General features: G+C 73.4%; 9 protein-coding genes. All 9 read left to right on the forward strand.

The features are described 5' to 3' along the window. Positions 1 to 147 precede the first annotated feature (147 nt). The 9 genes from AC0665_RS09740 (at position 148) to AC0665_RS09780 (ending at position 12,896) form a co-directional block, all read left to right on the forward strand. Positions 148 to 591: an SRPBCC family protein gene (locus AC0665_RS09740; RefSeq protein WP_363122161.1), complete on the forward strand. Its 444-nt coding sequence runs from the start codon at positions 148 to 150 to the stop codon at positions 589 to 591. Positions 592 to 747: 156 nt separating this feature from the next. Beyond that, positions 748 to 3,132: an MFS transporter gene (locus tag AC0665_RS09745; RefSeq protein ID WP_478609439.1), complete on the forward strand. Its 2,385-nt coding sequence runs from the start codon at positions 748 to 750 to the stop codon at positions 3,130 to 3,132. Positions 3,133 to 3,268: 136 nt separating this feature from the next. Next, positions 3,269 to 5,707 (forward strand): ATP-binding SpoIIE family protein phosphatase, encoded by a 2,439-nt coding sequence (locus tag AC0665_RS09750; RefSeq protein WP_478609437.1) that lies wholly within the window; start codon positions 3,269 to 3,271, stop codon positions 5,705 to 5,707. A gap of 122 nt (positions 5,708 to 5,829) precedes the next feature. Further along, entirely contained in the window at positions 5,830 to 6,555 is a 726-nt protein-coding gene (locus tag AC0665_RS09755) for a class I SAM-dependent methyltransferase (protein WP_478704758.1), read from the forward strand. 131 nt (positions 6,556 to 6,686) lie between these two features. After that, a complete protein-coding gene (locus AC0665_RS09760; RefSeq protein ID WP_478609432.1) occupies positions 6,687 to 7,784 on the forward strand; it encodes an SGNH/GDSL hydrolase family protein in 1,098 nt (365 codons plus the stop codon). Positions 7,785 to 7,858: 74 nt separating this feature from the next. Beyond that, complete coding sequence (locus AC0665_RS09765) at positions 7,859 to 8,692, forward strand: M55 family metallopeptidase (protein ID WP_468403578.1); 834 nt, start codon at positions 7,859 to 7,861, stop codon at positions 8,690 to 8,692. Further along, positions 8,685 to 9,998 carry a M20/M25/M40 family metallo-hydrolase gene (locus AC0665_RS09770; protein ID WP_478704759.1) on the forward strand — a complete coding sequence of 438 codons (1,314 nt, stop codon included), beginning with the start codon at positions 8,685 to 8,687 and terminating at the stop codon, positions 9,996 to 9,998. The genes AC0665_RS09765 and AC0665_RS09770 overlap by 8 nt, the downstream gene beginning before the upstream one ends. A 4-nt stretch (positions 9,999 to 10,002) precedes the next feature. Beyond that, positions 10,003 to 11,967 carry a S9 family peptidase gene (locus AC0665_RS09775; RefSeq protein WP_478704760.1) on the forward strand — a complete coding sequence of 655 codons (1,965 nt, stop codon included), beginning with the start codon at positions 10,003 to 10,005 and terminating at the stop codon, positions 11,965 to 11,967. Next, on the forward strand, positions 11,964 to 12,896 hold the full coding sequence (locus tag AC0665_RS09780) for a S66 peptidase family protein (RefSeq protein WP_478609426.1): 933 nt from the start codon (positions 11,964 to 11,966) through the stop codon (positions 12,894 to 12,896). Before AC0665_RS09775 ends, AC0665_RS09780 begins: the two co-directional genes overlap by 4 nt. Positions 12,897 to 12,943: the final 47 nt, after the last annotated feature.

Raw genomic sequence — 12,943 nt, forward strand, 5'->3', positions numbered from 1 at the left:
CACAGAATAGAACACATGTTCCCTTGATCGTGCGAGGTCGTTTTCCGAACGCGTTCGACCGGGTTGGGGCACCCCGATTTGGGGGGCCGGGCGGCGGGGTGGTTGGCTTGCCCCGACCCCCGAGCAACCAGGTCCTGGAGGAAAGCGATGGCGCAGGTCGAGGCCACTACGGAGCGGATCGTCGCGGCGGACGCGGAGACGGTGTTCGACGCCCTCGCCGACTACAGCGGCACCCGCGCGAAGCTGCTGCCCGAGCAGTTCAGCGAGTACGAGGTCCGGGAGGGCGGCGACGGCGAGGGCACTCTCGTCCACTGGAAGCTCCAGGCCACCAGCAAGCGCGTGCGCGACTGCCTCCTGGAGGTCACCGAGCCCACCGACGGCGAGCTGGTGGAGAAGGACCGCAACTCCTCCATGGTCACCACCTGGCGCGTCACCCCGGCCGGCGAGGGCACGTCCCGGGTCGTGGTGACCACCACCTGGACCGGCGCCGGCGGCATCGGCGGCTTCTTCGAGAAGACTTTCGCGCCCAAGGGCCTCGGCCGGATCTACGACGCGATGCTCACCAGGCTCGCCGCCGAGGTCGAGAAGTAACCCGCCTCAAGGCCCGGACATCCGGGGGGCGTTGCCCCCCTCACCGGTTCGGGTGATCTCCGTACGGCTCGCTCCTGTGCCGTAACTCGTCGCGCTTGCTCGAAGTTGTCGCTTTTACGCGGGAATGGTGCGGCAGCGCGACGAGGGGAGCGGTGAGTGGGCGGGATCACTCTGGCGCAGGACGAACCGGCGGTGGCGCCTCCCGGCACTCCCGCACCACCGCCGGAGCCGGACACCGGGCCGAGCCCCCGCCGGGTGCGGCTGGTCTTCTTCGCGCTCATGCCGGCCCTGCTCCTGGCCGCCCTTGAGCAGATGATCGTCGCCACGGCGCTCCCGAAGATCGTCGGTGAGCTGCACGGCCTGGACCGTATGTCCTGGGCGATCACCGCCTACCTCCTCACCGCCACGGTCGGTCTGCCGATCTACGGCAAGCTCGGTGATCTCCTCGGCCGCAAGGGCGTCTTCCAGTTCGCGATCGTCGTCTTCGTCGCCGGTTCCGCGCTCGCGGGCCGGGCGCAGACCATGGACCAGCTGATCGCCTTCCGCGCGGTGCAGGGCGTCGGCGCGGGCGGTCTCATGATCGGCGTCCAGGCGATCATCGCGGACATCGTGCCGCCCCGGCAGCGCGGCCGCCACATGGGCCTGATCGGGGCCGCCTTCGGACTCGCCTCCGTCGCCGGACCGCTGCTCGGCGGCTACTTCACCGACCACCTCTCCTGGCGCTGGTGCTTCTACATCAACGTCCCCTTCGGCCTGCTCACCCTCGCCGTGGTCGCCGTGGCGCTGAAGCTGCCCAGGCCGGCCGCCAGGGCCCGGCTTGACGTCCTCGGCGCGCTGCTGCTGACCGCCGCCTCCACCTGCCTCGTCCTGCTGACCAGTTGGGGCGGCACCGAGCACGCCTGGGACTCCCGGACGATCCTGGGGCTCGCGGCCGGAGCGGCGGCGGCCACCGTCCTCTTCCTCGTGACCGAGCACTTCGCCGCCGAACCCCTCATGCCGCTCAGGCTGTTCAGGGACTCCGTCTTCAACGTCACCGGCCTGGTCGGCCTGGTGATCGGGGTGGGCCTGTTCGGCGCCGCCAGCTATCTGCCGACGTACCTGCAGATGGTCGACGGGGCCTCGGCCACCGAGTCGGGCCTGCTCATGCTGCCGATGATGGCCGGCATCGTCGGCGCCTCGGTCGTCGTCGGCCAGCTCATCAGCCACACCGGCCGCTACAAGGCCTACCCGATCCTCGGCGGCGCCCTCTCGGCCACCGGCATGTGGCTGCTGTCGCGCCTGGAGGCCGGCACGCCCCGGCTGCACTACAGCATCTGGATGGCCGTCCTCGGCGCCGGCATCGGCATGGTGATGCCGGTGCTGATCCTCGCTGTGCAGAACTCGGTGCGGCCCGCCGACCTGGGCACCGCCACCAGCGCCAACAACTACTTCCGGCAGATCGGGGGCAGTGTCGGCGCCGCCGTCTTCGGCACGCTCTTCGCCGACCGGCTCGCCGACGCCCTCGCCGACCGGCTTCCCGCGCGCACCGGGCTGCCGGACCCCGAGTCCCTCACCCCGCAGCTCGTGCACGCGCTGCCCCCGGCCCTGCGCGACGACTACATCCGGGCGTACGCCGACGCCATGCCGCGGATCTTCCTCTACCTGGTGCCGGTGCTGGTCCTCGGACTGGTCCTCGCCCTCTTCCTCAAGGAGAAACCCCTGGTGTCCCACCACGCCCCCGCCACCGACCCGGACACGGCGCCCGGGACCGCCTCCGTCCCGCAGGCGCGCGCCGGGTACGCGCCCGGCGTCCCCGTGTGCGGCTCGGTGCAGCACCCCGACGGGACCGTCGTGCCCCGCGCGGCCCTCACCCTCATCGACGTCACCGGGCAGCAGACCGGGCGCGGCGCGAGCGGCGAGGACGGGCGCTACGCGCTGGCCACCCCGGGCCCCGGCTCGTACGTCCTGATCGCCGCCGCCGGCGGCCACCAGCCGCAGGCGGTCACCGTGACCGTCGGCGAGCGCCCCGTCGAACTCGACATCGTCCTCGGCGGCGCCGGAAACCTGAGCGGCAGCGTGGTCACCGCCGACGGCACGCCCGTACGGGACGCCACCGTCACACTCACCAACGTGCACGGCGAGGTGGTGGCCACCACCCGCAGCGGCCGGGAGGGCGGTTACGTCATCACCGACCTCGTCGCGGGCGAGTACACCCTCGCCGCCAGCGCGCCCGCCTTCCGCCCGGCGGCGCTCCCCGTCACCGTCCAGGCCGCCCGCGAGACCCGCCGGGACATCGAACTGGCCGGTGGGGCCGTGCTGCGCGGCACCGTGCGGGCGGGCGGCGGACGGCCCGTGGAGGACGCGCGCGTGACCCTGCTCGACGTGGCGGGCAACGTCGTCGACACCCTCACCACCGGCCCCGACGGCACGTTCCGCTTCGTCGACCTGTCCTCCGGCGAGTACACCGTCATCGCCGCCGGCTACCCGCCCGTGGCCACCGTGCTCCAGGTGGCCGGAGGAGGCCGTACCGAGCGGGATCTCCAGCTGAGCCACGAGGACTGAACGGCACCGGCGCGCGGGGTCGCACGCCGGTGCGCGCCCCGCGCGGCCAATTACCGCATTGCCTCACATGGCCACCGGCCCGCGCCGTACGGTGGTGACACCGGCACAGATCTTGCGTCCAGAGAGGGCCTGGGCCATGGACCATGGCACCGACAGGGCCGGGCAGGACCCGGTGACGGAACCCGCCGAGCCCGGCCGCGTCCCCCTCGCCGTCGTCGTGGTCGACCGCGACGGACTGGTGTCCCACTGGAGCCGCGGCGCACGGCGCCTGTTCGGCGTCCCCAGGCAAGAGGCGATCGGCCGCACGGCCCTCGACCTGCTCCCCGTCTCCGGCGCCCTGCCCGAGGAACGGGACACCCTCGCGGACGCCGCCGGCGACGGCCTCGGCCCGGGCCTCGGCTCCACCCTCGCCGGCGGGCTCTCCTACCCGGCGGCGGGCCGCGCCCGGCTCACCACGCCCGGGGACGGCCGGGTCGACGTCCTGTGGTGGGCCTACCCGCTGGTCGGACCAGGGCCCGAGCGGCTGCTCGTCCTGGCCACCGACGCCGGAGGACTGAGCGCGGACGACGGGGCGTTCGAGCGGATCGGGCCCGGCTTCGCACCGCACACCGACCTCCCCGGGGCGGAGAACCTCGCCCGCGGACTCCCCGAGATCCTGCCCGGCATGAGTGTCGGCGAGAGCACCCGGATCGTCGCCCAGATCCTCGAACTCGGCTACCCTGTCCTGGAGTTCAGTCAGAACGACCGGGTGCCCGTCACCCCCGACTGGGGCGTGGCCCGGCGCGCCGAGCGCAAGGTGCGCCGCGCCCTGGCCGCGCGGGCCCTTGCCGCGGGCGAACCCGTGCCGGAGGAGCTGCGGGACGAGGGGGAGGACCTGGAGTACGCCGCCGTCCGCGAGCGGCTGGAGTTCCTCAACGAGGTCAGCGGCCGCATCGGCACCTCCCTCGACCTGTCCCGCACGATCGTCGAGGTCAGCAAGGCCGTCGTGCCCCGCTTCACGGACGTGGCCGGGACCTACCTGCGGGAACAGGTCGTCGCCGGTGAGCAGTTCGCGGACGGCGTGCCCGACACGACCACCCTGTGGCACCGGGTCGCCGTCGAGCACACCGACGAACCCGGCCGCTGGGACGACGTCGTCCCCGTCGGCGAGGCCATGCCGTTCCCGGCGCACACGCCGTTCTTCCAGTGCATGACCAGCGGCGAACCCGTCCTCGTACCGCGCATCAGCGAGGAGATGGGGCACGCCATCGCCGCGCAGTTCGAAAAGCGCGACATCCGGCCGCTCATCACCGGCCGCTCGATGCTGGTCGTGCCCCTGAAGGCACGTGACGTCGTCCTCGGGTTCATGATCCTGCTGCGCCATCCCGAGCGGCCCGTCTTCAACGACATGGACCGCGTCACCGGCGCCGAACTCGCCGCCCGCGCGGGCCTGGTGCTGGACAACGCGCGCATGTACACCTTCCAGGAGAACGTCGCCGAGACGCTTCAGGACAGCATGCTGCCGCACATCCCGCCCCGGATGGCGGGCTGCGACATCGCCACCCGCTATCTGCCGGGCACGCTGCTCGGCAGGGTCGGCGGCGACTGGTTCGACGCGGTGAAACTGCACGGCGGGCGCACGGCGTTCGTCGTCGGCGACGTCATGGGGCACGGCCTCAACTCGGCCGCCATGATGGGCCAGTTGCGCACGGCCGTGCAGACCATGGCCGGGCTCGACCTGCCGCCCGCCCAGCTGCTGCGCAACCTCGACGACCTCGCCCAGCGCCTCGGCGACACCTACCTCGCGACCTGCCTCTACGCCGTCTACGACCCCATCGCGAGCGAGCTCCACCTCGCCAACGCCGGTCACATCCCGCCCGTCCTGGTCCGGGCCGACGACGGCCGCAGTGAACTGCTCGACCTGCCCACGGGCGCGCCCATCGGTGTCGGCGGGGTGCCCTTCCGGGCCGTCTCGGTGCGGGTGGAGCCCGGTGACCGGCTGGTGATGTGCACCGACGGGCTCGTCGAGATGCGGGGCGAGGACATCGGGGTGGGGCTCGCCACCCTCTGCGAGTCGGCCGCACACCCGGCCGCGTCGATGGACGACGCCTGCGACACCATCATCAGGGCCCTCGCCGCGACCTTCTCGGCAGCGGGACGCGGCGGCCGCAAGGACGACGTGGCGCTGCTGATGGCCCGCCTCAACGGCATCGAGCCGGACGACGTGGCCGAATGGCGCCTCGCCCCGGACCCGGCCGAGGTCGGCCGGGCCCGTGCCATGGTGCGCGAGCAACTGCACGAGTGGGGCCTGCCGAAGCTCGTCGGCCCCGCGGAGCTGATGGCCTGCGAACTCGTCACCAACGCCGTACGGCACTCCCGAACCGGGCCGGTCGCGCTGCGCCTGGTCCGCGGGGACACCCTGCTGTGCGAGGTGGACGACGACGACCACGAGCTGCCGACACTGATCGACGCGGGGCCGCTCGACGACCGTGGACGTGGGCTGCGCGTGGTCAGCACCCTGGCCCACGCGTGGGGGACCAGCCGGACCAGGACCGGCAAGACGGTCTGGTTCGAACTGACGCTGCCGCGCCGCTGAGCACGCCCGGGCCGAACGCGGTGGGAAGCCGGGCTCCCGCGTTCTTGTGGGCCCGACCGGCGCGCGGTACACCGTACTCGCCCGCCGTACGGCGGGAATCGTTCGCACCCTGGGAGTGGGCCATGAGCGTGACGCGTCGGTACCGGGAGGCCCGGGAGGGGTTCTGGCGGGAGGCACCCGCCGAACCGGGGGCGGTGTTCTGGGACGCGGAACCGGTCCTGACCGTGGGCCCCCATCTCGCCCTGTTCGAACCGTACCTGGCGGATCACGCCCTGCCCCTGGTGGACCTCGGCTGCGGCAACGGCACCCAGACCCGCTACCTCGCCGACCGTTTCCCGCACGTCCTGGGGGTCGACCTGTCCGCAGCGGCCCTCGAGCACGCGCGCCGGGCCGATCCGGCGGGGCAGGCCACCTACCGGCAGCTGGACGCCGCCGAGAAGGACGAGGTCCAGGCCCTGCACGCGGAACTCGGCGACACCAACGTCTACATGCGGGGCGTCCTGCACCAGTGCGAGCCGGACGACCGGCAGTCGCTGATCGACGGCATCGCCACGCTGGTCGGCGACCGCGGCCGGGCCTGCCTGGTGGAGCTCTCGGCCGCCGCCAAACCGGTGCTGGCGGGCCTGGCGGGCGACCCCGAGGGTCCGCCGCCCAAGCTGGCGCCCGTCTTCCGGCACGGCCTGGCGCCCGGCGAGGTCGCGGACGAGGCCGTGCCCGAACTGGTGCGTTCGGCCGGTCTCACCGTCCTGGCGAGCGGCCGGGCGCCGCTGAAGAGCACGGAATACCGCCCCGACGGCACGCGTGTCGAACTGCCGTCGATCTGGCTGGTGGCGGGGCGCACGGCCTGAGCCGGGCGGTCAGGAACCCGGTTCCGCGGGGAGCGTGCCGGGGTGGGTGTGGTCTGGCGGCGGGGCATTTGTCGGTGTACGGTCACTCCGCTCCCGTCCATGTGCCCCCCTCGCCCCCGCGGAGGACAGCCATGCCCATGCCCTGGTTACGGATGCTGGCCGCGTCGGCGGTCTCGACGGTACTGATCGGCACGAGCGCCGTCACGAGCGCCGCCGCGCCGGACCACCGCGCGGTACGGGACAGCGTGCACACCGCCGGGCGGGTCAAGGCCGCCGGGGACGTGCTCCAGTACAGCTGGCCCGGGATCTACTTCGAGGGGCGGATCCGGGGCACCGGCGTGGGCGTCGTGCTCGACGACCCGGCCGCCGACTACGACGTCCAGGTCGACGGGAGCACCGTCGCGACCCTCGTCACGCCGGGCAGGACCACCCACTGGGTCAGGGGCCTGCGCGACGGCACGCACACCGTCCGGCTCGTCAAACGCAACGACACCCCGTGGAGCACCAGTTCCTTCGGCGGTTTCGTCGCCGCCCCCGGCGGTGCCGTCCTGGCCCGGCCGGCCGCGCGCAGCCGCCAGATCGAGTTCATCGGCGACTCCCTCACCGCCGGCTACGGAAACCTCTCCACCTCCCGCGACTGCGACGGCGAGCAGGTCAAGCGCACCACCAACGCCGACGTGAGCTACGGCGCCCTCACCGCCCGGAGGCTGCACGCCGACTACCAGGTCAACGCGTATTCGGGCCAGGGCATGGTGCGCAACTACAACGGAGGCTCCCCGGAGGTGAACTACCGCACCTTCTACGACCGCGCGCTGCTGAACGTGCCGGGCGACGTCTGGCAGAACCCGGGCACCTGGCGGCCGCAGCTGGTGGTGGTCAACCTCGGCACGAACGACTTCTCGACCCCGATCAACCCCGGCGAGCCCTGGACGGACGAGAGCCTCGCCGCCGCCTACCGCAGCGCCTACACGGGCTTCCTGGAGAAGCTGCGCAAGCGCTACGGGGCCGCGACCACCATCCTGGCAGCGGGCACCGGCCCGTTCGCCGGCCATGTCGAACACGCCGTCCGGCAGCGCACCGGCGCGGGGGACCGGGGAGTGCGGTACTGGCCCCTCGACACCACCGGCCTGGACCTCGCGGGCTGCCACTGGCACTACTCGGCGCGCGACCACCGGCTGCTCGCCGACCGGCTCTCCGCGGTCGTCGCCGGCCTGCCGATCCGTTGGTGAGCGCTTCGTAGCCGGTTGCGCCCACAGCGCGTAACGTGACGAACCATGAAGATCTCCGCCCTGGACGGTTCGTCATGAGAATCCTCATCAGCGCCGACATGGAGGGCGCCACCGGCGTCACCTGGCCCGACGACGTGATGCCGGGCGCCTCGCAGTGGGAGCGCTGCCGCGCGCTGTTCACCTCCGACGTCAACGCCGCCGTCCTCGGCTTCCACGACGGCGGCGCCGACGAGGTGATCATCAACGAGGCGCACTCCACGATGCGCAATCTGCTGCTGGAGCAGCTCGACGACCGCGCCCTGCTGCTCACCGGCCGGCACAAGGCGCTGTCCATGGTGGAGGGCGTGCAGCACGGCGACGTCGACGGCATCGCGTTCGTCGGCTACCACGCGGGCGCCGGCATGGAGGGCGTCCTCGCGCACACCTACCTCGCCAACTCCATCACGGGCGTGTGGCTGAACGACGTCCGGGCGAGCGAGGGACTGCTCAACGCCCACGTCGTCGCCGAGTACGGGGTGCCGGTGGTGCTGGTCACCGGGGACGACATCGCCTGCGAGGACGCGCTCGGCTACGCGCCCGAGGCGCTGAAGGTCGCGGTGAAGGACCACGTGTCGCGCTACGCGGCGGTGTGCCGCACCCCCGCCCGCACCGCGGCCGACATCCGGGCGGCGGCCAAGGAGGCGGCCGCGCTGGCGGTGCGTCACGAACCCGTGCACGCCGGACCGTTCACCGTGGCCGTGGAGTTCGACGCGGAGCACCTGGCGATGGCCGCCACCGTCGTCCCGGGGGTGGAGCGGATCGCGGAGCGGAAGGTGGCGTACACGAGCGAGACCATGTACGAGGGCATCCGCGCCTTCAAGGCGGTCACCACGATCGTCTCGGCCGCGGTGGAGGAGCAGTATGGCTGACCAGGTCGACGCACCCGCGCTGGACGAGGTCGTGACCTTCACGTCCGACCTCATCCGGATCGACACCACCAACCGGGGCGGGGGCGACTGCCGGGAGCGGCCCGCCGCCGAGTACGCCGCCGCACGGCTCGCCGACGCCGGCATCGAACCGGCCCTCCTGGAGCGCACGAAGGGGCGGACCAACGTCGTCGCCCGGATCGAGGGCACCGACCCCTCGGCCCCGGCCCTGCTCCTCCACGGCCACCTGGACGTCGTGCCCGCGCAGGCCGCCGACTGGAGCGTGCACCCGTTCTCCGGGGAGATCCGCGACGGGGTCGTCTGGGGGCGCGGCGCCGTCGACATGAAGAACATGGACGCGATGATCCTGGCCGTCGTGCGCGGCTGGGCACGTCAGGGCGTCCGGCCCCGCCGGGACATCGTCATCGCCTTCACCGCGGACGAGGAGGCCAGCGCCGTGGACGGTGCCGGGTTCCTCGCCGACCGGCACCCCGGCCTGTTCGAGGGCTGCACCGAAGCCGTCGGCGAGTCGGGTGCCTTCACCTTCCACGACGGCGACGGGCGGCAGATCTACCCGATCGCGGCCGGGGAGCGGGGCACCGCCTGGCTGAAGCTCACCGCTCGCGGACGCGCCGGGCACGGCTCCAAGGTCAACCGGGACAACGCGGTGACCCGCCTCGCGGGCGCGATCGCCAGGATCGGCGCGTACGAGTGGCCGCTCAGGCTGACTCCGACCGTGCGCGCCGCGCTCAGCGAACTCGCCGCGCTCTACGGCATCGAGACCGACCTCACCGATGTCGAGGCGCTGCTGGAGAAGCTCGGCCCGGCCGCGAAGCTCGTCGAACCGACCCTGCGCAACAGCGCCAACCCGACCATGCTGGACGCCGGTTACAAGGTCAACGTCATTCCCGGCGAGGCCGTGGCGCACGTGGACGGCCGCTACATGCCCGGCGGCGAGGAGGAGTTCCGCAGCACCCTCGACCGGCTCACCGGGCCGGACGTGGACTGGGAGTTCCACCACCGCGAGGTCGCCCTGGAGTCGCCGGTGGACTCGGAGACCTTCGCGGGCATGCGGGCCGCCGTCGAGGAGTTCGCGCCCGAGGGGCACGTGGTGCCGTTCTGCATGTCCGGCGGCACCGACGCCAAGCAGTTCTCCCGCCTCGGCGTCACCGGCTACGGCTTCACCCCGCTGAGGCTGCCGGACGGCTACGACTACGCGGCCATGTTCCACGGGGTCGACGAGCGGGTACCGATCGAGGCGCTGCACTTCGGTGTCCGCGTACTCGACCGGTTCCTGCGGACGGCCTAGGAGAGTGGGGGAGACGGTGCGGACGCTGGCCTACGGGGCGTGGCCCTCGCCCATCGACGCGGCCCTGACCGCCGCGCACGACGGGCACCCGGAGTACGTGGGCTTCGTCGGCGACGAGGTGTGGTGGACCGAGCCGCGTCCCGCCGAGGGCGGCCGGCGCACCCTCGTGCGGCGGCACCCCGACGGCCGGGAGGAGTCGCTGCTGCCCCCGCCGTGGAACGTGCGCAGCCGGGTCCACGAGTACGGCGGGCACCCGTGGGCCGCCCTCGAAGGCGACGACGGGCCGCTGGTCGTGTTCGTGAACTTCGCCGACCAGCGGCTGTACCGCTGCGAGCCGGGCGGCGAGCCCCGCCCGCTGACCCCCGTGTCCACCGTGGGCGGCGGCCTGCGCTGGGCCGAGCCGCTGCCGCTGCCCGCACGGGGTGAGGTGTGGTGCGTGCTGGAGGAGTACACCGGCGAGGGGCCCGCCGACGTGCGCCGCGTCCTGGCCGCCGTCCCGCTGGACGGCTCCGCTGCCGAGGACCGGCACGCCGTACGCGAACTCACCGACGACCGGCACCGGTTCGTCACCGGGCCGAAGCTCTCGCCCGACGGGCGACGGGCCGCCTGGCTCGCCTGGGACCATCCGCGCATGCCCTGGGACGGCACCGAGCTGCTGGTCGCCGACGTCGCCCCCGACGGCACGCTGCGCGGGAGCGGGGCCGTGGCCGGCGGACCCGGTGAGTCGATCGCCCAGGCCGACTGGACCCACGACGGCCGGCTGCTGTACGCGAGCGACCGCACGGGCTGGTGGAACCTCCATCTCGACGGACAGCCGCTGTGCCCGCGCGAGGAGGAGTTCGGCGGAGCGCTGTGGAAGCTCGGGTCGCGATGGTTCACACCGCTGTCGAGCGGGCTGATCGCCGTCGTGCACGGCCGGGGCGCCACCGCCCTCGGCATCCTCGACCCTGAGACGGGCGAGGTCGTGGACGCGGCCGGCCCCTGGACCGAGTTCGCCCCCACCCTCGCCGCCCACGGCGAACGGGTCGTCGCCGTCGGAGCCAGCCCGCGCAGCGCCTACGAGGTCGTCGAACTGGACGCCCGCACCGGCCGGGCCCGGGTGGTCGGCGCCGAGCACGACGACGCCGTGGACCCCGCGTACTACCCCGAGCCGCAGATCCGCACCTTCACCGGCCCTGACGGACGCGACATCCACGCGCACGTCTACCCGCCCCACCACCCCGGCTGCGTCGCGCCCGACGACGAACCGCCGCCCTACGTCGTCTGGGCGCACGGCGGGCCCACCGGCCGCGCGCCGCTGGTCCTGGACCTGGAGATCGCCTACTTCACCTCGCGCGGCATCGGCGTCGTCGAGGTGAACTACGGCGGCTCCACGGGGTACGGCCGCCCGTACCGGGAGCGGCTGCGCGAGCAGTGGGGCGTGGTGGACGTCGAGGACTGCGCCGCCGTCGCCCTGGCCCTCGCCGACGAGGGCACCGCCGACCGGGCCCGGCTCGCCGTCCGGGGCGGCAGCGCGGGCGGCTGGACCGCGGCCGCCTCGCTCACCACCACCGACGTCTACGCCTGCGGCACCATCAAGTACCCGATCCTCGACCTGACCGGCTGGGGGACGGGGGAGACCCACGACTTCGAGTCCCGGTACCTGGAGAGCCTGATCGGGCCGCTCGCCGACGTGCCCGCCCGGTACGCGGAGCGCTCGCCCGCCGCCCACGCCGACCGCCTCGCCGTGCCGTTCCTGCTGCTCCAAGGCCTGGACGACGTGATCTGCCCGCCCGCCCAGTGCGAGCGGTTCCTGGCCCGGCTGGAGGGCCGGACGGTGCCGCACGCGTATCTCGCCTTCGAGGGGGAGGGGCACGGCTTCCGGAAGGCGGAGACCATGGTGCGCGCCCTGGAAGCCGAACTGTCCCTCTACGCCCAGGTGTTCGGGCTGAACCCGCCCGGCGTCCCGACCCTGGAGCTCGCGCGGTGAAGCCGCTGGTACGACCGCCCCGGCTCACCCCGGGGGCCCGGGTCGCCGTCGTCGCACCGAGCGGGCCGGTGCCCGAGGAGCGGCTCCAGGCCGGGCTCGACATCCTGCGCGGCTGGGACCTCGACCCGGTGGTGACACCGCACGTGCTGGGCCGCCACCGGGAGTTGGGCTACCTCGCCGGCACGGACGCGCAACGGGCCGCCGACCTTCAGAACGCCTGGTGCGATCCGTCCGTCGCGGCCGTGCTGTGCGCCCGGGGCGGCTACGGGGCGCAGCGGATGGTCGACCTGCTCGACTGGACGGCGATGCGGGCGGCCGGCCCCAAGGTGCTCGCCGGGTTCAGCGACGTCACCGTCCTGCACCAGGCCTTCGCCACCCGGCTGGGCCTGGTCACCCTGTACGGGCCCGCGGCCGCCGGCGTCGACTTCCTCAAGAACGCCCGGGCCCAGGACCATCTGCGGGCCACCCTCTTCGAGCCGGAGTCCGTTAGGACCGTCAGGGCCACGCCCCCGGGCGGCGCCGTCCTGGTCCCGGGCCGGGCCCGGGGCGTCACGCTGGGCGGCTGCCTGAGCCTGCTCGCGTCCGACCTCGGCACCCCGCACGCCCACCCCGGGGCGCGGGGCGGGCTGCTGCTGATGGAGGACGTGGGGGAGAGCCCCTACCGCCTGGACCGGTACCTGACCCAACTCCTGCGCAGCGGACGGCTCGACGGGGTCGCCGGGATCGCGCTCGGGTCCTGGGAGGGGTGCGGCCCCTACGAGGAGGTACGCGCGGTCCTGGCCGACCGGCTGGGCGGCCTGGGCGTCCCGGTCGTGGAGGAGTTCGGGTTCGGCCACGGCACGGGCGCGCTGACGATCCCCCTCGGGCTCACGGCCGAACTGGACACAGGGGAGGCCACCTTGACGTTCGACGAGCCCGCACTGAGCTGATCCGGCCGCTGCTGAAACGCCGTCAAGAACCCCCGTTCCGGTGATTG

It is taken from the genome of Streptomyces sp. NPDC043685 (assembly GCF_056436585.1).